The 21227-nt window shown below is 58.4% G+C and carries 24 protein-coding genes, 1 tRNA gene and 1 pseudogene; 15 read left to right on the forward strand and 11 right to left on the reverse strand.

Features of this window, described 5'->3' with window-relative positions:
* The first annotated feature begins 21 nt into the window (after positions 1–21).
* Together GA830_RS06525 and arr are read left to right on the forward strand one after the other, a co-directional pair.
* Positions 22–873, forward strand: coding sequence for an alpha/beta hydrolase (locus tag GA830_RS06525; protein ID WP_210330852.1), 852 nt, complete (start codon positions 22–24; stop codon positions 871–873).
* Positions 874–1022: 149 nt separating this feature from the next.
* Positions 1023–1439, forward strand: a complete 417-nt coding sequence (gene arr, locus GA830_RS06530) for an NAD(+)--rifampin ADP-ribosyltransferase (RefSeq protein WP_195164257.1) — start codon at positions 1023–1025, stop codon at positions 1437–1439.
* 232 nt (positions 1440–1671) lie between these two features.
* Here arr and GA830_RS06535 read toward each other — a convergent pair.
* A pseudogene (locus tag GA830_RS06535) lies at positions 1672–2871 on the reverse strand (IS256 family transposase).
* 629 nt (positions 2872–3500) lie between these two features.
* Between GA830_RS06535 and GA830_RS06540 the strand changes: the two are divergent.
* The 5 genes from GA830_RS06540 to GA830_RS06560 all read left to right on the forward strand — a co-directional run bounded on the left by GA830_RS06540 (position 3501) and on the right by GA830_RS06560 (position 7300).
* Positions 3501–4154 (forward strand): TetR/AcrR family transcriptional regulator, encoded by a 654-nt coding sequence (locus tag GA830_RS06540; protein WP_258045579.1) that lies wholly within the window; start codon positions 3501–3503, stop codon positions 4152–4154.
* Entirely contained in the window at positions 4151–4555 is a 405-nt protein-coding gene (locus GA830_RS06545) for a DUF1761 domain-containing protein (protein WP_195164258.1), read from the forward strand. The genes GA830_RS06540 and GA830_RS06545 overlap by 4 nt, the downstream gene beginning before the upstream one ends.
* Before the next feature lie 80 nt (positions 4556–4635).
* Positions 4636–5445 (forward strand): alpha/beta fold hydrolase, encoded by an 810-nt coding sequence (locus GA830_RS06550; protein ID WP_195164259.1) that lies wholly within the window; start codon positions 4636–4638, stop codon positions 5443–5445.
* 219 nt (positions 5446–5664) lie between these two features.
* Positions 5665–6168, forward strand: coding sequence for a GyrI-like domain-containing protein (locus tag GA830_RS06555; RefSeq protein ID WP_195164260.1), 504 nt, complete (start codon positions 5665–5667; stop codon positions 6166–6168).
* A gap of 487 nt (positions 6169–6655) precedes the next feature.
* Entirely contained in the window at positions 6656–7300 is a 645-nt protein-coding gene (locus GA830_RS06560) for a dihydrofolate reductase family protein (RefSeq protein ID WP_195164261.1), read from the forward strand.
* Positions 7301–7686: 386 nt separating this feature from the next.
* Here the strand turns inward: GA830_RS06560 and GA830_RS06565 are convergent, their stop codons facing one another.
* The 5 genes from GA830_RS06565 to GA830_RS06585 form a co-directional block, all read right to left on the reverse strand.
* Positions 7687–8484 carry an SDR family NAD(P)-dependent oxidoreductase gene (locus GA830_RS06565; protein WP_195164262.1) on the reverse strand — a complete coding sequence of 266 codons (798 nt, stop codon included), beginning with the start codon at positions 8482–8484 and terminating at the stop codon, positions 7687–7689.
* 5 nt (positions 8485–8489) lie between these two features.
* Positions 8490–9032, reverse strand: coding sequence for an SRPBCC family protein (locus tag GA830_RS06570; protein ID WP_195164263.1), 543 nt, complete (start codon positions 9030–9032; stop codon positions 8490–8492).
* Positions 9029–9412: an ArsR/SmtB family transcription factor gene (locus GA830_RS06575; protein ID WP_195164264.1), complete on the reverse strand. Its 384-nt coding sequence runs from the start codon at positions 9410–9412 to the stop codon at positions 9029–9031. The genes GA830_RS06570 and GA830_RS06575 overlap by 4 nt, the downstream gene beginning before the upstream one ends.
* Before the next feature lie 391 nt (positions 9413–9803).
* A tRNA-Arg gene (locus tag GA830_RS06580) sits at positions 9804–9880 on the reverse strand.
* A 289-nt stretch (positions 9881–10169) separates the two neighbouring features.
* Entirely contained in the window at positions 10170–11060 is an 891-nt protein-coding gene (locus GA830_RS06585; protein ID WP_195164265.1) for a D-alanyl-D-alanine carboxypeptidase family protein, read from the reverse strand.
* Positions 11061–11265: 205 nt separating this feature from the next.
* On the opposite strand from GA830_RS06585, the gene GA830_RS06590 reads away from it, so the two are divergent.
* Both GA830_RS06590 and gndA read left to right on the forward strand, forming a co-directional pair.
* Positions 11266–11901, forward strand: coding sequence for a nucleoside triphosphate hydrolase (locus GA830_RS06590; protein WP_195164815.1), 636 nt, complete (start codon positions 11266–11268; stop codon positions 11899–11901).
* Between the two features lie 73 nt (positions 11902–11974).
* Positions 11975–13402, forward strand: coding sequence for an NADP-dependent phosphogluconate dehydrogenase (gene gndA, locus GA830_RS06595; RefSeq protein WP_195164266.1), 1428 nt, complete (start codon positions 11975–11977; stop codon positions 13400–13402).
* Between the two features lie 6 nt (positions 13403–13408).
* Here gndA and GA830_RS06600 read toward each other — a convergent pair whose 3' ends face one another.
* Positions 13409–13657, reverse strand: a complete 249-nt coding sequence (locus tag GA830_RS06600) for a DUF6356 family protein (RefSeq protein ID WP_195164267.1) — start codon at positions 13655–13657, stop codon at positions 13409–13411.
* Positions 13658–13767: 110 nt separating this feature from the next.
* Here GA830_RS06600 and GA830_RS06605 point away from each other — a divergent pair, with 110 nt between their 5' ends.
* From GA830_RS06605 to cysK, 5 genes are all read left to right on the forward strand, one after another.
* On the forward strand, positions 13768–14238 hold the full coding sequence (locus tag GA830_RS06605; RefSeq protein ID WP_195164268.1) for an Lrp/AsnC family transcriptional regulator: 471 nt from the start codon (positions 13768–13770) through the stop codon (positions 14236–14238).
* 54 nt (positions 14239–14292) lie between these two features.
* A complete protein-coding gene (gene dut, locus GA830_RS06610; protein ID WP_195164269.1) occupies positions 14293–14766 on the forward strand; it encodes a dUTP diphosphatase in 474 nt (157 codons plus the stop codon).
* Positions 14767–15203: 437 nt separating this feature from the next.
* Positions 15204–16001 (forward strand): isocitrate lyase/PEP mutase family protein, encoded by a 798-nt coding sequence (locus GA830_RS06615; protein ID WP_195164270.1) that lies wholly within the window; start codon positions 15204–15206, stop codon positions 15999–16001.
* A gap of 39 nt (positions 16002–16040) precedes the next feature.
* Positions 16041–17018 (forward strand): proline racemase family protein, encoded by a 978-nt coding sequence (locus tag GA830_RS06620; protein WP_195164816.1) that lies wholly within the window; start codon positions 16041–16043, stop codon positions 17016–17018.
* 208 nt (positions 17019–17226) lie between these two features.
* The gene (gene cysK, locus GA830_RS06625) at positions 17227–18189 is read left to right on the forward strand and encodes a cysteine synthase A (protein WP_195164271.1); all 963 of its coding nucleotides are present in this window, start codon (positions 17227–17229) and stop codon (positions 18187–18189) included.
* 14 nt (positions 18190–18203) lie between these two features.
* On the opposite strand, the gene GA830_RS06630 is transcribed toward cysK, so the two are convergent.
* Entirely contained in the window at positions 18204–18443 is a 240-nt protein-coding gene (locus GA830_RS06630; RefSeq protein ID WP_258045580.1) for a hypothetical protein, read from the reverse strand.
* Between the two features lie 261 nt (positions 18444–18704).
* Between GA830_RS06630 and GA830_RS06635 the strand changes: the two genes are divergently transcribed.
* Positions 18705–18923, forward strand: coding sequence for a hypothetical protein (locus GA830_RS06635; protein WP_195164272.1), 219 nt, complete (start codon positions 18705–18707; stop codon positions 18921–18923).
* Between the two features lie 81 nt (positions 18924–19004).
* Here GA830_RS06635 and GA830_RS06640 read toward each other — a convergent pair whose 3' ends face one another.
* The 3 genes from GA830_RS06640 to GA830_RS06650 form a co-directional block, all read right to left on the reverse strand.
* Positions 19005–19994: a BMP family lipoprotein gene (locus GA830_RS06640; protein WP_195164273.1), complete on the reverse strand. Its 990-nt coding sequence runs from the start codon at positions 19992–19994 to the stop codon at positions 19005–19007.
* 188 nt (positions 19995–20182) lie between these two features.
* A complete protein-coding gene (msrA, locus tag GA830_RS06645; RefSeq protein ID WP_195164274.1) occupies positions 20183–20848 on the reverse strand; it encodes a peptide-methionine (S)-S-oxide reductase MsrA in 666 nt (221 codons plus the stop codon).
* Positions 20849–20863: 15 nt separating this feature from the next.
* On the reverse strand, positions 20864–21208 hold the full coding sequence (locus GA830_RS06650) for a hypothetical protein (protein ID WP_374939297.1): 345 nt from the start codon (positions 21206–21208) through the stop codon (positions 20864–20866).
* Positions 21209–21227 lie beyond the last annotated feature (19 nt).

Below are 21227 nucleotides of genomic sequence, written 5' to 3' on the forward strand. Positions count from 1 at the left end.
ATCATACTGGCAGTCTCATCGATGACCGCGATCCCCTGTCAGGCGCAGGAGCTTCCGTTTGCGGCCGCTGGCGAACCGGTGGTGATCGGACAGGGGTACGATGTCCCTTCACAGGCAATGCGGGGTCTGCGCCGGGTAAATATCATGCTACCGACCGACTACGACGATCCTGAACAGGCCAACGCAAAGTATCCGGTTCTCTACCTGTTGGATGGTGGATCGGGGTGGCAGGATTTCGCCCATATCGCGAGCATGGTGCAGCAAGGAGGGACGTGGGGAGCGAACGTCCCGATGATAGTGGTTGGCATTCAGAGCGAGGATCGCAGGGCGGAGTTCACCCAGCCCTCAAGTGATCCGGCCGAGATCAAAGATTTTCCCACGAGCGGCGACGCAGACACCTTCAGGCGCTTCCTTGTCGAAGAGCTTCGCCCCGCCATCGATGCAATATATCGAACCAAGGGCGACAATGCGGTCATGGGCGAATCGCTTGCGGCGCTGTTCGTGGTCGATGTTGCGCTGCGGCACGCTGAAGACTTCAGCCACTATATCGCGATCAGCCCCAGCCTCTGGTGGGATGGCGGCAATCTACCCCGTGATGCGCGCACTCTGCTTTCGGTGTCCCAGCAACCCGAGCGCTCCATCTGGCTCTCCATGGCCGACGAAGGTGGGGCGATGCAACAGGGCATGGACCGCTTGGTCGAAGCACTGAAGGCCAACCAGAATTCCAGCATCAACTGGGATTACACGGCGTTCCCCAACGAACGCCATGCAACGATTTATCATCCGGCGGCGACACAAGCGATCCGTTCTATGTTTCCGCCGCAGCCAACGAATGATGAAGAAGTTGCGAGTGAAATTGGGAGCCAAGGATAGTGCGATGGGTGAGATTCACGCGCGCATGAGACACGTGAAATTTGCGAAAACAAGCGGCAGCGACCCAGCCGATCTTGTTCGCAGTACCGTTTGTAGCGATCAACTTGATCAATGGTCGCCACCAGTCTGAAGTTAAAGGAAACGCATCAATGTCAAATTCTCCCAATCTGTTTGTGCAGGCATACTTTCATGGAACCAAGGCCAACCTGAAAGTTGGAAGCATGATCCAGGTAGGCTACCGATCAAATTTTACCGATACACAGCCCCTTTCGTGGGTCTATTTCTCGGCTACTCTGGATGCGGCAATCTGGGGAGCTGAACTTTCGTCTGGCGATGCGGCTGAACGCATATATGTCGTCGAGCCGACCGGACCCATCGTCGATGATCCCAACCTTACGGACAAGAAATTTCCCGGCAATCCGTCAATGTCCTATCGCTCGCGTGAGCCTCTCAGAATCATTGCTGAAGTGACGAAGTGGCAAGGACACACACCCGAACAGGTTAAAGGCATGAAGGATGGGCTCGCCCGCATGAAAGCGGAAGGCACTGGCGCAATCATCGACTAGGTGATTCATCCCCGGTGCGAACCAGTCAGTTGCCATTGTTTTCTGACGGCTTGCCTGGCCGAATTGCGCAGCCCCGGGCGGACCTGTGTTGAAAAGAGAAGTGGCCGCAGAGGTTTTGGATATGGTGAGAAATGCCGCACACGAGATGAAAGCCCGCATGCGGGATCGTGTCCCACCAAGTGGTGTAGCGGGCCGTGAGGATCACCGTGACGTCCGCTTCGGGCCTGCTTGATCAGCGCGCCACGACGGGCAGGCTGACGATTGCATCATCGCTCACCGGCGCCATGGTTTCCAGTGTCATGTATCGACCCCGTTGAACGGCCCATTCATCGTTCTGTTCGAGGAGCAGCGCGCCGACCAGGCGAATGATCGCGTCGTCGTTGGGAAAGATGCCGACGACGTCGGTGCGGCGCTTGATCTAGCCGTTGAGACGTTCGATCGGATTGGTCGAGTGCAGCTTGGTGCGGTGCTCCTTCGGGAAGGACATATAGGCGAGCACGTCGTGCTCGGCGTCATCCATGATCGTTGCCAGCTTGGGCACCTTCGGCCTGATCTGGTCCGCCACCGCACGCCACTGGGTGCTTGCCGCCTCGGCTGTCGGCTGGGCGAAGGCGGTGGCGATGAAAGCCGAGACGACACCGCGACCGCTCTTGCCGGCATGGGCCGCGACGTTGCGCTGGAAGTGGACCCTGCACCTTTGCCATGTGGCGGACAGCACCTTCGTTACCGCCGCCTTGATGCCTTCATGTGCGTCGGAGATCACGAGCTTCACACCCCGCAGGCCGCGCCGGGTCAGCTTGCGCAAGAACTCCGTCCAGATCGGCTCGGCCTCGGAGGTGCCGATCTCCAAGCCCAGTATCTCGCGGCGTCCGTCCGAGTTCACGCCGATGGCGATGATGGCAGCGACCGACACGATCCGACCACCGCGCCGGACCTTGAGATAGGTGGCGTCGATCCAGAGATACGGCCAATCGCCTTCGATCGGCCGGTCGAGGAAGGCCTTCACCTTGCCGTCGATCTCTTCACACAAACGGCTGACCTGGCTCTTCGAGATGCCGCTCATGCCCATCGCCTTGACCAGGTCGTCGACGGAACGCGTTGAGATGCCCTGAATATAGGCCTCCTGGATTACAGCGGTCAGCGCCTTCTCCGCCATCCGGCGCGGCTCCAGGAAACCGGGAAAGTAGGTGCCCTTGCGCAGCTTCGGGATGCGCAGATCGACTGTGCCAGCCCGCGTCTCCCAATCTCGATCGCGGTAACCGTTCCGCTGGGCACGGCGCATCGCGCTCTTCTCGCCGTAGGCCGCGCCTGTGGTGGCGCCGACCTCCAGCTCCATGAGGCGTTCCGCGGCAAAGCCGATCATCTCTCGCAGCAGATCGGCGTCAGGGGTCTTCTCGACGAAGTCCCGCAGGTTCATAATGTCGTTGGTCATCGGGGGTCTCTCCGGTCCAGGTTGGTGTCAACAACCAGACCCTACCGGACTATCGCCGGTGACCACCTCAGCCAGAACCTACACCACCCCCGGGGACACGATCGCATGCGGCTCGATCTGCGCAATTCCAGGAAGGCGCGTCGGACGGATGAAGCTAAGCTGATTGGTGCACTTTTGGCAGCGATCGACAATGCCGATGCCCCCCGATAAAGGCGGACAATGGGTCGAAAGATGGACATCGTTTCTTTGAAAGGTCGGCTGAAATCGAGCGACTGGCCTTAGGTTCCGAGCAGTTGCAAGCGATCCTATTGGCTGAAATCCAAGAGCGAGCCAATGCGGCTGACGAAATGGAACGCGTCGGCAGGCCAGATATTGGCGAAAGGCTTCGCGCCGATGCATTGTTCGCAAAACGCTATATCGAGTGACGAAACAATTGCGAACGATCTCAACCTGGCATTCGGCGTACGACAACCGCGACGGACAAGACGGGGATGTTTCATGGAAATTGGCTCGTATCCGCGGTTCGGGTAACCTCGGTGAATGCACTTCCAAGATGCCTGAACAGCTTGGCAAATAGCAGGATCAGTGCATGATTGACACATCACCATACCAATCGGTATGGTGATGGCATGATGGCGAACGAAACCGAGTCCACACCCAAACTTCCCTCCCGCGAGAAACTTCTTCTCGCGGCAATCAAACTTGTGCGCGAGCGCGGCTTTGCAGCCACGTCGGTCGAAGATCTGTGTCGCGCTGCGGGGGTTACAAAAGGATCGTTCTTTCACCACTTCGCGACCAAGGAAGAGCTGGGCGTTGCGGCAACACACCGCTGGGGCGCGCTGGCCTCCGAGATGTTCGCCGCAATCCCATGGCGTGACCCGGTCGATCCGGTCGATCGAGTCCTGGCTTATCTCGAACTGCGGAGATCGCTTCTTGTTGGTGAGATCGCTGAGTTCACCTGTTTCGCCGGCACGCTCGTGCAAGAGGCCCACGCGACAAGCGATGCGATCCGCCGAGCCTGTGACGAAATCATTACGGATGGTGCACGGATCATCGAAGCCGATCTGGTTGAGGCGTTTCGCGCCTATGGCTCGGGTGACGAAGACCATGCCACCAGCTTGGCTTTGCATGTGCAAGCCGTGATCCAAGGGGCCCTTGTCATGGCAAAAGCCAAAGGCACGGCTGATGTCGCGATCGAGAGCGTGGACCACCTGCGCCGCTACATCGAAATGCTCTTCTCTCGGAATGATACTGAAATTCGTGCAGGAGTAGATCAACCATGATGATCTGGTTTGGGAGCGTGTTGGCCGGAGCGGTACTGGCTTTCGTTGTCGGAGCCATTTGGTACGGTTTACTTTTCGGCGGGGCTGCCGCGTCTCTAAGCCCCGCCTACGCTGAAGCCGCGACACCACAGGCGTCGACGTTAGCTTTTGAAGCGCTCCGATGCCTGGGACTGGCAGCGGCGCTGGCGGTTCTGATCCGCTGGATCGGGATCGAAAGCCTGTCGGGCTCCCTTCTCCTTGCCTTGCTTGTCTGGGCCGGGTTTCAGGCCGCAGGCCTTGCAGGCGCGGTCGTCCACGAAGGCTACCCGGCGAAGCTCTACGCAATCCATGCAGGAGACGCGTTGGCCAAGGCGGTCGTGGCCAGCCTTTCCATCGCGTTCCTCACAACTCGTTTCGGCTGAACCGGAATGCTGGCGTCTATTGCAACTTACAGGTCCATCCGCAGAACCTTAAGCGCTCCGTGCCCTATCAGGAGAGCCTCATGCCCGAACAAGTAATCTCCAGAGATGGCACCCTCATTGCTTTCGAGCGCAGTGGGAGTGGCCCGGCCATAATCCTCATCAGCGGAATTCTGAGCGACCGCAGCGGGGTCGCGGCGCTCAGCAAGGCACTGTCAGACCATTTCACGACATTCGCGGTGGACCGGCGCGGACGAGGCGACAGCGGTGATGGGGCGTCCTATTCCGTTACCCGCGAAATCGAGGATATCACCGCCATGATCGTGACGGCTGGCAGCCGTCCGGCGCTTTTCGGGCACTCCTCAGGCGCGGCATTGGCACTCCATGCCGCTGCCAATGGTCTGCCGATCGGAAGCCTCATTCTCTATGAACCACCGTTCTCGCCCGAGGATGCGCCGAAAGTGGAAGATTCCTACGTCGCCGAGGTGCGAGGCCACTTGAACGTCGGCCGTCACGCAGCGGCGATCAAAGCCTTCCTCGCCGCATCGGGCGTGCCGGACGAAATGGCTGCGGCGATGGCCACCGACAACGCGCGTTTGCGCGCCGCCCCGAGCATGTCGAACGATCTCGACCTCATGGGCATATCGACGGGCGGCCGTCTGCCCGTTGAGATCGCGCGAAGGGTCGCCGTGCCTACACTCATCCTGACCGGTGATCAGAGCCCCGAATTCTTCGGTGCCACCGCCGAACGTCTGGGCCAGTTGATCCCCGATGCGCGGGTTGCCGTCCTCACCGGCGCGGACCACTCGGCCGCACCTGAGATCGTCGCACCAGCGGTGGCGACCTTTCTGATCGAGATGCATCAGGACAGGGTCAGGAGAGGGTCAGGATAGCGCATAAGACCGAAAATCATTTGTCAGGAGAAGGCACATAGTAACCATCATCATCTTCGAAATTTCGCCAGATAGCGACACGGTTTTAACCGGAAACATGTGCGTGCCCGGTACAGTAAAAGTACTGGATGGCATGCTTTCAGTATCCGCTTTGTACACCGCCGCTAAAGCTTGTGGCGACCTAAGATCATGATTGCTCAAAACTGAAGAGGAAAACAAATGCTAACCCTTCCCAGGATTGTTGACCGCCCTGCGGTAACCTACGTCGCGCTGAAGGCCGACGTCACGCTTCCTTTCGACGGTCAGATCCCCGCAATTCTAAAACGCCTTTTCTCACACATCGAAAATAACAAGTTGAAAGAAGGCGGGCCAATTTTCTTCAAGCATAATGTAATCAACATGCCGGATATTGAGATGGAGTTCGGAGTGCCGGTCGACCAAGCTGTCGCGCCTTTCGAAGACTTCACGAGCGGCATCCTTCCCGCGGGGCGGTATGCTGAAATCACATATTTTGGGCCCTATGAGAATCTCATTATGGTCAATGGCGTTCTTATCGGGTGGGCCTGTCAGGCTGGTCTGATTTTCGATTCCGGGCATAAAGATGGTGGCGAGTGGTTCGCAAATCGTCTTGAAATCTACCATAATGGTCCTGACGAAGAGCCAGATCCGCAAAAGCTGCAAACCACCGTAACGATCAAACTACGGGATGAAGGTTGTCACTGATTGCTCGTCATTGGTTCGTTCCACGTTCAGATCGTGACCAGAACTGCGCTTCGGCTATTTAGGGGTGTGGCTCTGGGCGTTTGGCGCAGAGTTGGTTGAATTTTTCGGTCCCCGGCCTGAATGGAAAAGGAAAGATGATTGCAAAGCCGACATTTCAGACAGTTACCCTATTCGCGGAGAACTTCGCGCCTTGCCGGGAGTTTTATTTGTCGTCCCTGAACATGCCGATTGTGTTTGAGGACAAGGTGTCAGCAGTGTTCGACTTTGGCGGCATCATGATCAATGCGTTGGCCCTCTCGGGAGCCAATGAGCTTGTAAGACCGCACGCAGCACCGAGCAAAACGGCAGCCAGCCTACAAGTGGGCGTTCGCCACACAGTTGGCGGTCTTCAAGGCCGATGGCGCCCTTTCCGAACGAAAAAGCGCCTGATGTTACAACCTGATCGGTCTTTTGACAGGGTCTGCAACGATAACCGTAGGAGGCAATTATGAGAAAGCTAGTGTTAGGGATGTTTGTTTCAGTCGACGGCTTTGTCAGCGGTCCTAACGGGGAGGTTGACTGGATTTTCAAGACCGGGAACGATGCGACAGACGAATGGATAGTCGATAATTTATGGCAGGCAGGCATCATTGCTATGGGCCGCCGCTCTTACTCTGAAATGGCAAACTACTGGCCAAATGCAGATACGCCCTTCGCAGAACCCATGAACAAGATTCCCAAGGTAGTATTCACCAAGAATGGCCTCTCAGATCGACCGAACCCTCATGCAACCACAATGGCTTCGACTGAAACTGAGCGTGCAAAGGTATCATCCTCTGATGTGACAGAGCCGATAGTTGAGGGTGTGGGCACTTGGTCCAATCCCATTGAAGCTAAGGGAAACCTCTCAGAGGAAGTTACGCGCCTCAAGGCGCAGCGGGGCAAGGACATCAGGGTTCTCGGCGGTGCCAATCTTGCTCAGGATCTGGCGGCCAACGGTCTCATCGATGAATATCAACTCCTGATTGCTCCGATTGCGCTTGGCAAGGGGGTGCCCTTGTTTTCCGGATTGTCCAAACCAATGGATTTGCAACTCATCAGTGCAAAGACTTTTTCCGGTGGCGCCATCGCGGTGGTTTATCGATCCACTTAAGTTCGCCTCAAAGGGACCATGATTTCGTTCCGCAGCTGGCCAGATCGAAGGTAAGAAGATGAATGTGAAACCAATATTCGAAACAGTCACTCTGTTCTCGGATAAGTTCGCTGCCTGTCGTGATTTCTACCATTCGGCGCTTGAACTCCCGCTGGTGTTTGAGGACGAAGTGTCCGCGGTGTTCGAGTTCGGCGGCATTATGGTCAACGTCCTCGCGCTATCCGAAGCCGATGAGCTTGTCATCCCGCAAGCTGCGCGGGGCAATCCTGTTACTGGCTGGGGCGTTTGCGTTCTCAAGGAGAGGCTAGCAGATTCGGAAGGACCCGCTATGTCGGGCCGGCATCGGTCTCGTCCCCCATCGCGACCGAGCTGCAAGCCTTGGCCGCCTACTCTGTCGTCAGGCCAGCGGTCATGTTGACGACAGAGGCCGTCATCGCTGCCGCATGACCTGACGCAAGGAACGCGATGGTCTGCGCCACCTGCGACAGGGTCGGCAGACGTTTCAGCATCGTGCCTTGAGCTGCGCCTCCGAGCCAGTCCTGCACGGTCAATCCCATCGCCTCAGCTTTCGGAGCGAAAAGCTCGCCGGTATAGGAACCTGCCGCGACCGCGTCGGAAATCGCGTGTGATCGCAGACTGAGGACGCGGATGTTGCGCGGACCGAGTTCGCTTGCCAGCGCCTTCGTGAATGCTTCGATGCCTGCGCAGCCAACGATGTGGCCAAGGTGGCCAGGCGCCGCCATGCGACCGCCGGGAGCCACCACCGTGATGATTACCCCGCCGTGATCTCCGCCCATGTGGGGTGCGACCGCCTTGCAGATGTTGAACTGAGACGATAGGAATGGCTCAATGCCCTGCGTAAACTCCGCGAGCGACAGGTCAGCGATCTCCTTCCCCTGGTCGTGCATGAAGCTCGTGGCATTGACCACGATATCGATGCCGCCGGTCTGCCCGGCCAGCATCTCGGTCCGCTCTACCGTCGCCTGCTCGTCGAGCGTATCAACCTCGAAGGTGTCGACGGTTCCACCCGCCGCGCGGATGCCTTGTGCCGCTTCTGCCAGCCGCTCCTGCGTCCGCGCTCCCAAGTAGATATGTGCTCCGTCTCGCGCGAGCGCCTGTCCGACCGCACTGCCGATCGCCCCACTGCCGCCGAAAATCACTGCGGTCTTCTTGTCCAAGGACATCGTGCTCACTCCCTATCCGGATTGTTCAAGCGGTCATCATAAATGACTTGAAGTCTTGTCCAGCCTGACCAGAAGGATGGCCGGTCTGTGCCCGACATCGTCGCGACAAGTATCTCGAGGTGCATGTGCCACCCGCCAGCGATCTCCGTCTGCGCCCCCTGGTCATCAAGGCCACGGTGAGTGACCGTCAGAAGGACGCGGTCACCCTTTTCCTTCAGAGCGAAGGTCACGTCCCCTTTTCCCCAGGCGATCTTGAGCATCCGCATCGGGTCGACCGCGATGACCTGACTCTGCATCAGCTGCTCTTCTGGAAATCCGGCGGGGCGCACGTCGTCGGCATCGCTCAGGGTGTCATTGTGCCAGACGAGGTTCAGAGGAGCGCCCGGGACGAGGGCCATCTCTCCGGCGGCAAACCATTTCCGGCGCAGATCGCTGTCGGTGAGGTAGCGCCAGATCCGGTCGGCGGGACCGGGCAGCCAACGCTCAATGACCATGGTCGAACCGCCGGTCAACTCAGCAAAGGCGCCAGTGCCGTCTTGAAGTGTCATGCTTTTCCTCCTTCGGAGGTCGGGTCTGTTGCGGATCGAGACGACGCTTGCGCGTCTTCCTCGCGCAGGAGGCGGTGGAGGGTATCGAGACGTTCGGTCCAGAAGCTTTCGTAGTAGGATAACTCGTCGAGCGCCTGCTTCAGCGGTGCTGCCTCGAGGTGACAAACATGCGTGCGCCAACGGACCTCACGGCGAACCAGACCAGCCTGTTCCAAGACGCGGATGTGCTTGGACGCCGCGGCGAGCGTCATCGAAAACGGGGCCGACAACTCGCCGACGCTGCGCTCTCCCTGCGCCAGTTCCCGGAGCATCCGACGCCGGGTCCCGTCGCTGAGCGCTTGGAATATGTGGTCCATGTGTTGTGATTCTCGTTCAACCATCAGGTATAATTATACTTGGTCGCGCGATCATTCAACCTGAAAGTATAACGAGAGATTGCGTGCTGCCGCTTTGGGGCGATGGCCAGCGATGGTTGTCCCCATGCGAGGGTGTGGCCTCGTGTCGTCGTCGGGCACCCTCCGCGAGATACGTGGCGTACCAGTGGCCGACGTTCTAGGCGCTGTTGACACCGGATCGATCTGCGCGTGCTGGTTCAGGTGCACGATACACTTCGTGAAGAGTGCCTTCTGGCGCGAGAGGGCACCATCGGCCCGTGGAAGCAGCATTGGCACTAGGCCGAAGTCTGCTATTTCTCGGAAATCATGCACACTGAGTGATTTGATCTGGCCTTCGACGGCCCAACGAACGTTTTATCGTTGAAAATCTGAGAGATGGTGCACCCGACTGGATTCGAACCAGTGGCCTTCGCCTTCGGAGGGCGACGCTCTATCCAGCTGAGCTACGGGTGCTTACCTTGGTGCAACTGCTTACGTGGTGCTTACTCGAGGAATATCAGCTTTCCAAGCGCTTCGCATCGATCATCGTAAGTCGTTGTTTATTCTTCCTCTTTCGTCATTCCTTTTTTCAAATCCCTCCTTGACATCAGCCTTCGGAGGGCAGCGCTCTATCCAGCTGAGCTACGGGTGCAGGGCCTGATGTTTGGTTCAGGCCGTCATGGCGCGGGCTGGTCGCGTCCGTGGCGGATTTCATAGCTGAACCGCGGCACCGCATCAACTGCGAAGTGGCGGGTGTGTTTGCCTACTGCGTTGCCACGCCCGATCCGCCGCTGCGCCGCGATGTCTCCGGCATATAGAGCCCGATCAATTCTTCCACATGGGCGTCGCGCGCGCGTGCGCTTTCGCCGCCCATGACGACCACCACCAGTCCCCGGCCGCCGGTGCGAACGGAAGTGACGATGTTGAAGCCTGAGGCTCCTATATAGCCGGTCTTGATGCCATCGACGCCCTGCACACGGCCGAGCAGCCTGTTGTGGCCTTTGATTATCTTGCCGCGGAAGGTAAATTCACGGGCTGAAAAATAGCCAAATTGGCGCGGAAATCGTCGCTGCAATGCCATGCCAAGCAGTGCCATGTCGCGCGCCGTGGTCACCTGTGACGGGTCGGGAAGGCCAGACGCGTTGCGGAACACCGTGCCCGACATGCCGAGCGACCGGGCCTTGGTCGTCATATAGGCTGCAAACTGGTCTTCGGTGCCGGCCAGATGTTCGGCCACTGCCACCGCCACGTCATTAGCCGATTTGGTGCACAGCGCCTGGATGGCTTCGGCGACGGTAATGGTTTCGCCGGCGCGAAAGCCGAGTTTTGAGGGCGGGCGTGCTGCCGCATAGGCTGAAACCGGGATCTGCGTGTCATCCGAGACGCGTCCCTGTTCAAGCGCCTCGAACAGCAGGTAAAGCGTCATCATCTTGGTTAGTGATGCCGGGTAGCGCGGCTGCGTGGAGCTGGACTGAAACAGCGTCTTTCCATTGGTGGAATCTACCACAATCGATGCATATTTGGGCGAGGCCGCAAATTGCGGCAGCGTCGGCTCTGGTGGGCGCAGTGTTTCAGTGGTGGAACAGGCGGCAAGCAGGCCAAGTACGAGAACAACAGCAACGCCGCGCAGCGCCGGCCAAAAATTTCTTATCATGTTCGCCAAGAAAATACTTTCCCCGCACCGCAGCCACTGTCATGTCCCGCTGCGTCACATAGCAACTGGGCTGCCAAGGTCAACAGCGGCGCTGCGTTGCGGGCCGGTTCGTGCGCAGCTGTGGTGATTGGGCAACCCCGACGGGCTTGCACTTGGCAGCGGTGCCGCCACAATGGCACTCCCGAACGAAACTGCTGGTATGAAAATGTCCGAGATCGCCTCCCTTGCCGCCACCATATTCAAGCGTGCCTCCGGCCAGGCGCGCTTCGTCGTCGCGATTGCGGGTCCGCCCGGCGCCGGCAAATCGACCTTGGCTGATGCACTCCACGAGCTACTGCCGGAGCGCCAGGCCGTGGTCGTGGCGATGGACGGGTTTCACTATGATGACGGCGTCCTGGAAGCGCGCGGGCTGAAAGCGCGCAAGGGCGCGCCCGAGACATTTGACGCTGCCGGATTTGCACATCTTTTGAAGCGTATCCGGGCGCGCGAACCGGAGATTGCCATTCCCGTCTTCGATCGGTCGATGGAGCTGGCGCGCGCCGGTGCCGGCATCATCACAGCTGACACAAAATTCATCCTCGTGGAAGGCAACTATCTGCTGCTCGACGAGGGACCATGGTCCGATTTTGCACCCTTGTTCGATCTCACCGTATTTCTGGATGTGGAGCGGGCTGAGCTGGAGCGACGGCTGTTGCAGCGCTGGCATGATCTTGGGCGCACCGACGGCTCCGCCTGGGTTGCCTCCAACGACATGCCCAATGTGGACACCGTGCTGACCAGAAGCCGGCTTGCCGATGTGGTACTGCGTTCTGATGGCGCTGCGCGAGCCAGTCCGGGTTGACGTGCCGTGTCCCGGGGGTCAACTATCTGGCTTCTGCCGGCAGGCCGGCTCACGCGACAGACGGGCAGTAAAAATGGAAAAAGCGGATATCGGCTTGATCGGGCTTGGCGTCATGGGTTCCAACCTGGCGCTCAACATCGCCGAACAGGGCAACCGGGTCGCGGTGTTCAACCGCACCACCGAACGGACGACTGAATTTGTTCAATCCGCTGGCGCGCTGACCGATCGTATTGTGCCCTGCGAGACCATTGAGGCGCTGGCAGAGGCCATCCGCCCGCCGCGCCCGGTAATCCTGATGATCAAGGCCGGCGATCCGGTCGACCAGCAGATCGCCCATCTTCGCGAGGTACTGGGCAAAGGCGATAGTATCATTGATGCCGGCAACGCAAATTTTCGCGACACGCTGCGGCGCTTTTCCGAACTGAAGGACAGCGGGCTGACCTTTATCGGCATGGGTGTTTCAGGCGGAGAGGAGGGCGCGCGCCATGGCCCGTCGATCATGGTTGGGGGTGCCGAAAATGCCTGGAAGCGCGTCGAGAAGGTGCTGGTGTCAATCTCTGCGAAATTCGAGGGCGAGCCCTGCGTTGCCTGGCTCGGCCCGGACGGCGCCGGCCATTTCGTCAAAACCATCCATAATGGCATCGAATATGCCGACATGCAGATGATTGCGGAAATCTATGGCGTGCTGCGCGATGGCGTCGGGCTCGAGCCCAAGGAAATCGGAGGCGTTTTTGGGGCATGGAACACCGGCCGGCTAAATTCCTACCTCATCGAGATCACCGAAAAGGTGCTCATGGCGCAAGACCCTGAGACCGGAAATCCGATGGTCGACATGATCCTTGACCGCGCCGGCCAGAAGGGTACGGGCAAATGGTCGGTGATCGAGGCGCAGACGCTTGGCATTCCAGCCACTGCAATCGAGGCGGCGGTTGCAGCGCGCGTGGTATCGTCGATGAAAGGCGAGCGCGAGAAGGCACAAGAAGTCTATGGCAAACTCGACAGCGGCGCCTTGGCGGGAGACCGCGCGGCGCTGTTGAACCATCTTGAGCTAGCACTTTTTGCCGGCAAGATTGCTGCCTATGCGCAGGGATTTACGGTGATGGCGGCAGCCTCAAAAGAATTCGGCTGGAACCTGCCGCTACCGACCATCGCAAAAATCTGGCGGGCCGGCTGCATCATCCGCTCGCAGTTCCTTGGCACCATTGCCGAGGCGTTCCAGGCTGGCGGTGCAGAAGACAATCTGTTGATGGCGCCTGCCTTTGTCACGATGATGAAGGAGGCGCATCCATCGCTCCGCCACATTGTGGCGCGTGCATCGGAGGCCGGGCTGCCGGTGCCAGCACTAGCCTCGGCGCTCGCCTATTTCGACAGCTACCGACAGGCACGCGGCACCTCTAACCTTATCCAGGCGCAGCGCGATTTCTTCGGCGCCCATGGCTTTGAGCGCATCGACGCTGAAGGGGCGTATCACGGCCCTTGGGGCAGCGGCCTCAGCGCATAAACTGCGTCAGGCGTTGAGCGCTGCCGCAGGCTTTTCCTCGGTCGCACCCCGATTGTGGGTACGCTCGGAAAGCTGGCGCACGATACGGCTGGCCGTCGTCTCAAACAGGAATGGCAGCACGGCATGGACGAGTGCAGCACCTGCTGCCAAAAATAGCCGCGAGGAAAACCACGCCGCAAAGGCCATATGGCCAAAATAGGTTTCTTCCACAGAAGCCGGGTGCTCGGTGAAAAGACGGGCAATGCGTGTTGTCATGGGTCCCTCGGCGTTTTTTTGAGCTCACTGCCCAGTGTGCGACAAGGATTTCGCCCGATCATCCCAATTTGTCCTTGTATTTGCCAATATGTTGGGACAATCCTCCCGTTATGACGCCACAAATAGACATAACAGACCGTCGTATCCTTGCTGAACTGCAACGAGACGGCTCGCTTACGGTCGACCAACTGTCTGAAAAAGTCGGGCTTTCACGCAATGCCTGCTGGCGGCGCGTGAAGAGACTGGAGGAGGACGGCGTGATCACCGGCCGGGTGGCGCTGGTTGATGCTGAAAAGCTGGGGCTTGGCCTTTCGGTGTTCGTGATTGTGCGCACCTCGAGCCATGACCCTGAATGGCTGGCAAAATTTCGTGCTGCCGTGACCTCCTTTCCCGAGATTATTGGTGTCTACCGCATGTCAGGCGATCTCGATTATGTTCTGCGCGCCCGCGTTTCGGACGTGAAGGCCTATGACCGCCTTTACCAGCGGCTGATCGCCAAAGTGCCGCTCAGCGATGTTTCAGCCTCCTTTGTGATGGAGGAAATCAAGGAAACGACCATCGTGCCGGTGGAAATCCGCTAATCGGGGCGATTGTCCGTTGACGATCTCGCGACTTCGACCGATACAACCGGCTTCATGAACACAAGTGAACCGAATGCGCCTCTGGTGGGCGTGGTACGCCTACCCCATAGCGAGGGCCTGGACCTGCCAGCCTATGAGACGGAAGGCGCGGCCGGGCTTGATCTGCGCGCCGCAGTTGCAGAAGACCGGCAGATGATCCTGCTGCCCGGCAAACGGGCGTTGGTGCCAACCGGGCTGGTGCTTGAAATTCCGCACGGTTTTGAGGGCCAGATCCGGCCACGCTCCGGTCTTGCCTTCAAGCATGGCATTACCTGCCTCAACACACCAGGGACCATCGACAGCGATTATCGCGGCGAGGTGAAGGTGCTTCTGGTCAATCTCGGCGACGAGGATTTCGCCATCACCCGTGGCATGCGGATCGCCCAGATCGTGTTCGCAGCCGTCGCCCGCGCCTCTCTTGAAGAGCGCAGCCTTGCTGCACCGACTGTTCGGGGCGAAGGCGGCTTCGGCTCGACCGGCACGAGCTAAAATTGCAGGTGCCTTAGTACGCTTTTTGATGTCCGCCGGTGTGCACCCGGTGCAGCGCGTCAGCCGACCCCCCCCTGAGGATAACGACGTGATGCTTGCCCACTCAAGCTGTGGGCTCGATTGGCAATAGATGCGGTGTCAGTCAGAGCGTGCCCATTATCCGAGACACGGTCTCCGTTTTTCAGTGGCAGCAGTATCGCACTGTCCAGGACGTACAGAAAAGAGCCGATTGCATCGAGCGGCAAGGACACTGTCCTCATCGCGAGATACGAGCGCGCAACGAAGTCCAGGATGGGCACCCCGTCGACGGAGGAAGCTCACACAAGTTTGCCAATCAGCACGCATATGTCAGCAATGCACGCGCTGGCCCAACCACCAAGCTTTGCGGAAAAGCCTTCCCAAAGCTAAGTTCTTGGATCCGACAGGGGGATGGACCAATGGACAAGGGCAAGATATTTCGAGACTTGCATCAATCGACATTCGTGATGCCAAATCCAGGTGATATCGGCACAGCGCGGCTTCTTGAAGAAGCCGGATTTTCTGCGCTGGCCACGTCAAGCGCCGGCTTTGCGTTCACGCAGGCGTTGCCTGATGGCGGCGTCGGTTTTGACCATATGATTACTCATTGTGCCGAGATGGCGCGGGCGGTTTCAGTGCCAGTGTCAGCCGATCTAGAAAGAGGCAAGGGAGACAGTGCCGACAGTGCGGCAGAGACTATAATTGCCGCCGAGGCGGCAGGGCTGGCAGGCTGTTCGATTGAGGATTTCTCCGGAGACATCGCTAGGCCGATCTATGACTTTGATCATGCCGTTGAGCGCGTGGCAGCGGCAGTGGAAGCTGTGCGTTCGCTCAGTCGTGATTTCGTATTTACGGCGCGAACTGAAAATTTTCTGTGGGGCCGGCCCGATCTTGATGACACTATCCGCCGGCTGCAGGCCTTTGAGAAAGCGGGGGCCGACGTGCTTTTCGCGCCGGGGATCTCTGATCCGCAGATGCTGAAAACGATCTGCGAATCGGTTATAAAACCTGTGAGCGTCATCGCCTCCACCGCCATGACGGTCGAACAAGTCGCTGGGCTCGGCGTCCGCCGTATCTCGCTTGGACCACGGCTGACGCAGGTCGCTTTTGGGGCCGTTGCACGTGCGGCGCGGGAAATTTTTGATCGCGGCAGCTTCACCTTCATGGGCGAAGCCACTCCGTTCGGCGAATTACAGTCGCTGTTTTCAAAGGGCTGATACCGGAGCCATGCATTGGAAAAACTAAGTGTCACCGACATGCATACCGGCGGCGAGCCGGTGCGCATCGTCATCAGCGGGTATCCGCCGGTGCTTGGCAATACCATTCTGGAAAAGCGTATCTATGCGCGCGAAACGCTCGACCATCTGCGCAAGATCCTGATATTTGAGCCACGCGGCCATTACGACATGTATGGCGCACTGCTGGTGGAGCCAAGCCTGCCGGGGGCCGACCTTGCTGTCCTCTTTCTGCATAATGAAGGCTATTCCACCATGTGCGGCCATGCGGTGATTGCGCTCGGCCGCTACGCCGTCGACCATGGGATTGTCGCTGCGGTGGAGCCAATTACCACGGTCAATATTGAATGTCCCTGCGGAATGGTGATTGCTAGCGTGGCGGTTGAAGCAGGCCGCGCTGGCGCTGTATCATTTGAGAGCGTGCCGGCCTTCATGTTTGCCGCAGGCCAGCAGGTGGACTTGCCAGGCATTAGCTCGGTCGCGTTCGACATCGCCTATGGCGGCGCATTCTACGCCATTGCCGACTGCCATCAGTTCGGCCTCAAATTCGGCAGGAGCAGAGTTCGCGATTTTGTCGACGCCGCAACGGGTTTGACCAAGGCTGCCAAGCACGCTGTAACGCTTTCGCATCCCGAACATGCTGAACTTGCTTTCCTCTATGGCACTATCCTGACGGATGGCGGCGATGGCAGGGCAGACAATCCGACCAAAAACATCTGTGTGTTTGCCGACGCTGAGGTTGACCGCTCACCCACCGGCTCGGGCGTCACCGCACGACTTGCGGCCATGCATGCGAAAGGCGATTGCCTGCCGGGCGAGGAGCGCACTTTCGAAAGCATTGCCGGGTCGCGCTTTACTGGAAAAGTTTTGCGCACGACACTTGCGGGAGACCATCCTGCCATCATCGCCAGCGTGTCCGGCAGGGCCTTTTATACGGGCACTGCCGAATTCACTCTCGAAGAAGATGACCTGCTTGGACGCGGCTTTCTGCTGCGATAAAGCCTGACGTGCCAGGGGGCGCTCACCGCGCCAGTTAATGCAACGACGTGCTAACTTGCGGAGCTTGGTTGAAACGCCATTCCTACATCATCAGTTTTCCGGCCAAAAACCCGCTCGCATTAAATCTCACGCGTCCTATCCTAAGAACCATTCGGGGACGATCACCTGTCCCCCTGGTATTCGAAGAACACGGGATGGGAGCGAGAGCATGACCAAAGAACCGGGTCGCGGACGCATCTACAGTTCAATCACTGAAACCATTGGCGACACGCCGCTGGTACGGCTCGACAAATTTGCTGCTGAAAAAGGTATTGTCGCCAACCTTCTCGGTAAGCTGGAGTTTTTCAATCCCATTTCCAGCGTTAAGGATCGTATCGGCGTGGCGATGATCGAGGCGCTGGAAGCCAGCGGGAAGATCACGCCCGGAAAAACAACACTGGTGGAGCCTACCTCGGGCAACACCGGTATCGCACTCGCCTTTGCAGCAGCCGCCAAAGGCTACAAGCTCATTCTTACCATGCCGGAAACCATGTCGGTCGAGCGGCGCAAGATGCTGCTGCTGCTCGGCGCTGAACTGGTTTTGACCGAAGGGGCGAAAGGCATGAAAGGCGCTATCGCCAAGGCGGAAGAACTGGTTGCCTCCATGCCCGGCGCGGTGATCCCGCAACAGTTTGAAAACCCCGCCAATCCTGAGGTCCACCGCCGCACCACCGCCGAGGAAATTTGGAACGATACCGAGGGCAAGGTAGACCTTTTCGTGTCGGGTATTGGCACAGGCGGCACGATCACCGGGGTCGGCCAAGTTCTTAAACTGCGCAACCCCCAGGTGCGGATCATCGCAGTCGAACCCGAAGCCTCCCCAATTCTTTCTGGTGGCCAGCCTGGCCCGCACAAGATCCAGGGCATCGGCGCGGGCTTTGCCCCAGCCATCCTCGACACGTCTGTCTATGATGAAGTGGTCGCCGTTTCGAACGACGACGCCTTTGCCAACGCGCGCTTGCTGGCCCGGCTGGAGGGCGTGCCAGTCGGCATCTCGTCAGGTGCGGCGCTTCAGGCCGCAGTCGTTGTGGGCTCGCGCCCTGACAATGCCGGGAAGAATCTTGTGGTGATCATCCCGTCTTTTGCAGAGCGCTATTTGTCGACCGCTCTATTCGAAGGTCTGGGAGCTTAGCAGATGGGTGCCAGCTATTCCCTGGCGCCTTCACCGCTGCTGCGCAGCAAGCCGAACTCTTGCGATTTCGTTCCTGGCTCGGCAGTCAGGAACCCTTCAGCCAGAAGCCCGCGCCGCAACAATTCGCGCACCGCAGCTGCGCGGCTCGGCATCCTTTTATCGAAGCGCCAGGTGTCGATTGCCGCCAGTTCTTCGCCGTTCAGCATAATCTGCAAACGCTCGGCGCGCTCAAGGTCCATAGGAGTGTCGTTCATTGGCGTCCAAGCCTTCCAGGCGCTAATTTCTGGCGAATGAGTAAATGACGCCTTTCGCCCTATTATAGTGTTTCGCTTATATAGCATCAAGTGGGATGAGATCGCATTGCACATGGTTGGCACCGGTTGCGCAGGAGACTCTCACAGCGGTCTTGGCGCATATAGCTAACTATTTGAAATTAAAAAGAAAAAGATTGATTTTTTGAGACCAAGGGCGCATAAGGTACGGTAAGGGACTTTATACGATGACGAGGGTCTGCCATGGACGCGTCCTATTCTTCCCAGCTGCGGAACGACCTGTGGAGCACGGTACTCTCCTCTGTTACAAGCGCTGGTATTGTTAACATTCCTGTCCTCGCAGCATCGCTGCGGAACCGGTATGAAGCTGAAAATGTAGCGATGGAAGACGTAGAGCGCCTTGTGCTCGAAGTCGCCAATCGGCTTGGCGTAGCGATCGAGTTCGACGCACGCGCGGCCTGATCGACCCGCTGTCAGCCAGCCACCGACACAAAAAAGCCGCCGGCGATTTCTCGCCGGCGGCTTTTTCAATGGTATCAGAGATCAATAAGGGCAGGCATTGTCCGACATGTAGTCGTGAACCGTGATAGTGCCGGCGATGATATCTGCCTTGGCCTTTTCGGCGGCAGCCTGCATTTCAGCTGTCACCAAATCCTTGTTGTTGTCGTCCATTGCATAGCCGACGCCATCTTCCTTCAGCCCAAGATTGTTGATGCCGGAGGTAAACTTGTCATCTTTCGCGTCCATGAATGCGTTGTAGACGGCGACATCGACGCGCTTGACCATCGAGGTAAGAATCTTGCCGGGCTGTAAGCCGTTCTGGTTGGAATCAACGCCTACGCCAAGCTTTCCGGCGTCCGCTGCCGCCTGGAGAACGCCCACGCCGGTGCCGCCGGCTGCCGCGTAGATGACATCCGCGCCCTGGTCCATCTGCGACTTGGCAATCTCGCCGCCCTTGGTTGGGTCGTTCCAGGCAGCTGGCGTGTCGCCAGTCATGTTCTGAATAACGTCGGTTGCACCGGCGGCCTTGGCGCCGCCAACATACCCGCAGCCAAATTTTCGGATCAGAGGGATATCCATGCCGCCGACGAAGCCGACCTTCTTGGACTGCGATGCCATCGCGGCGAGCAGGCCGACAATGTATGAGCCCTCCTGTTCCTTATAGACCACCGAGCGCACATTGGGCTTGTCGACCACCATGTCGATAATGGCGAACTGCAGGTCAGGGAATTCGACCGAGACTTTTTCGAGCGCTGCTGCCCAGGAGAAGCCGGCCATGATGATAGGGTTGTTGCCATCTTCGGCAAATTTGCGCAGCGCCTGCTCCCGCTGGGCGTCATTTTGAATTTCGAAATCGCGGTAGGCGATACCGGTCTCAGTCTTAAACTTCTCGGCGCCGTTGAAGGCGGCTTCATTGAAGGATTTGTCGAATTTACCGCCGAGATCATAGATGATCGCCGGCTTGATGTCCGCGGCAAAAGCCGAGACGGACAGAGCTGTTGCTGCCATAAGGCCAAGGACAATACGCTTCATGTGATCCACACCCTGTTGGTTGTCTTCCAGATTGGTTATCGGTCCGGCCGTGTTCCCCAGCCGCCAACAAGCGGGCACAAGGCCCACTCATCGCGCCAATCTTGCATGGCGTCACTGAAAACTCACGCATAATTTTACCAGGAGCGGGAAACAGGAACCGTTTTCGCAAGTCCGGTTAACGCAGCGGATCAAGCAGTTGCTGCAGCTGGCATAACGCAAGCCACGCCGGTGCCCCTGAGTGCGCAGTAGCCGGACGGGTTCTTCGATAGGTATTGCTGATGATCTTCTTCAGCAAAATAGAAGGTCGGTGCGGGGGCGATTTCGGTGGTGATCTTGGTGCGACCGGCCTTGATCAGATCGCTGCTATAGGCATCGCGCGATTTCAGCGCTGCCAATTCCTGCGCCGGACCGAAAGTGTAAATCGCCGAGCGATAGGTGGTGCCGACATCATTGCCCTGGCGCATACCTTGCGTGGGATCATGGTTTTCCCAGAACAGTTTCAGCAGTTCAGCATACGAGATCACTTTGGGGTCGAAGACGACAAGCACCACTTCCGTGTGGCCGGTCATGCCGGTGCAGGTCTCCTGATAGGTCGGGTTGGGCGTATGGCCGCCAGCGTAGCCCACCGCGGTAACCCAGACACCCTCAGTCTGCCAGAACAGCCGTTCGGCTCCCCAGAAGCAGCCAAGGCCGAACAGTGCAGTTTTCAATCCCTCAGGATAGGGGCCTTTCAGCGGGTGTCCTGAAACATGATGCGTGCGGGCCGTGGCGAGAGGCGTCTCGCGGCCGGGCAGGGATTCGGCAGGCTTGGGCAGCGTGTTTTTTTTGTTCAGCATATCACTCAGGAAAAACATGTTTGAGGCTCCTCTTCAGCTATCGAGGGCAAAGCGCCGTTCGGTCCGGTGGCCGGCGGCGTATAAAATTAAGGCAATGACTGCAAACACCACGAAGCCAGGCAAAGCGAGCACCGAAACCATGATAGGGTCCCAGGCAAACGGGTAGTCTTGCAGACCAGCTTCGATTCCGGCCAATTGCTCGGGAAAGGTCGCCGCAAGACTGTTGCGCAGCGGCATCATCTCGAGTGCGGATGCAGCGATCGTCCGTGTCGCATCCAACACCAGCAGTATCGTCGCAACACAGAGCGACAGCGTGGCAAGCAGGCGAAATAAAAAACGAATCATGGCAACGTCGTTCCGTGGGCGGCGGCGCATCACGCCTCTAGTCCATACATAT

The organism is Mesorhizobium sp. NBSH29 (genome assembly GCF_015500055.1).
Taxonomy (GTDB): domain Bacteria; phylum Pseudomonadota; class Alphaproteobacteria; order Rhizobiales; family Rhizobiaceae; genus Neomesorhizobium.

Excerpts from the sequence above, each read along its gene's own strand:
- GA830_RS06525 (WP_210330852.1), top strand. The coding sequence starts at position 22 with ATGACCGCGATCCCCTGTCAGGCGCAGGAGCTTCCGTTTGCGGCCGCT.
- arr (WP_195164257.1), top strand. The coding sequence starts at position 1,023 with ATGTCAAATTCTCCCAATCTGTTTGTGCAGGCATACTTTCATGGAACC.
- GA830_RS06540 (WP_258045579.1), top strand. The coding sequence starts at position 3,501 with ATGATGGCGAACGAAACCGAGTCCACACCCAAACTTCCCTCCCGCGAG.
- GA830_RS06545 (WP_195164258.1), top strand. The coding sequence starts at position 4,151 with ATGATGATCTGGTTTGGGAGCGTGTTGGCCGGAGCGGTACTGGCTTTC.
- GA830_RS06550 (WP_195164259.1), top strand. The coding sequence starts at position 4,636 with ATGCCCGAACAAGTAATCTCCAGAGATGGCACCCTCATTGCTTTCGAG.
- GA830_RS06555 (WP_195164260.1), top strand. The coding sequence starts at position 5,665 with ATGCTAACCCTTCCCAGGATTGTTGACCGCCCTGCGGTAACCTACGTC.
- GA830_RS06560 (WP_195164261.1), top strand. The coding sequence starts at position 6,656 with ATGAGAAAGCTAGTGTTAGGGATGTTTGTTTCAGTCGACGGCTTTGTC.
- GA830_RS06565 (WP_195164262.1), bottom strand. The coding sequence starts at position 8,484 with ATGTCCTTGGACAAGAAGACCGCAGTGATTTTCGGCGGCAGTGGGGCG.
- GA830_RS06570 (WP_195164263.1), bottom strand. The coding sequence starts at position 9,032 with ATGACACTTCAAGACGGCACTGGCGCCTTTGCTGAGTTGACCGGCGGT.
- GA830_RS06575 (WP_195164264.1), bottom strand. The coding sequence starts at position 9,412 with ATGGTTGAACGAGAATCACAACACATGGACCACATATTCCAAGCGCTC.
- GA830_RS06585 (WP_195164265.1), bottom strand. The coding sequence starts at position 11,060 with ATGATAAGAAATTTTTGGCCGGCGCTGCGCGGCGTTGCTGTTGTTCTC.
- GA830_RS06590 (WP_195164815.1), top strand. The coding sequence starts at position 11,266 with ATGTCCGAGATCGCCTCCCTTGCCGCCACCATATTCAAGCGTGCCTCC.
- gndA (WP_195164266.1), top strand. The coding sequence starts at position 11,975 with ATGGAAAAAGCGGATATCGGCTTGATCGGGCTTGGCGTCATGGGTTCC.
- GA830_RS06600 (WP_195164267.1), bottom strand. The coding sequence starts at position 13,657 with ATGACAACACGCATTGCCCGTCTTTTCACCGAGCACCCGGCTTCTGTG.
- GA830_RS06605 (WP_195164268.1), top strand. The coding sequence starts at position 13,768 with ATGACGCCACAAATAGACATAACAGACCGTCGTATCCTTGCTGAACTG.
- dut (WP_195164269.1), top strand. The coding sequence starts at position 14,293 with ATGAACACAAGTGAACCGAATGCGCCTCTGGTGGGCGTGGTACGCCTA.
- GA830_RS06615 (WP_195164270.1), top strand. The coding sequence starts at position 15,204 with ATGGACAAGGGCAAGATATTTCGAGACTTGCATCAATCGACATTCGTG.
- GA830_RS06620 (WP_195164816.1), top strand. The coding sequence starts at position 16,041 with ATGCATACCGGCGGCGAGCCGGTGCGCATCGTCATCAGCGGGTATCCG.
- cysK (WP_195164271.1), top strand. The coding sequence starts at position 17,227 with ATGACCAAAGAACCGGGTCGCGGACGCATCTACAGTTCAATCACTGAA.
- GA830_RS06630 (WP_258045580.1), bottom strand. The coding sequence starts at position 18,443 with ATGAACGACACTCCTATGGACCTTGAGCGCGCCGAGCGTTTGCAGATT.
- GA830_RS06635 (WP_195164272.1), top strand. The coding sequence starts at position 18,705 with ATGGACGCGTCCTATTCTTCCCAGCTGCGGAACGACCTGTGGAGCACG.
- GA830_RS06640 (WP_195164273.1), bottom strand. The coding sequence starts at position 19,994 with ATGAAGCGTATTGTCCTTGGCCTTATGGCAGCAACAGCTCTGTCCGTC.
- msrA (WP_195164274.1), bottom strand. The coding sequence starts at position 20,848 with ATGTTTTTCCTGAGTGATATGCTGAACAAAAAAAACACGCTGCCCAAG.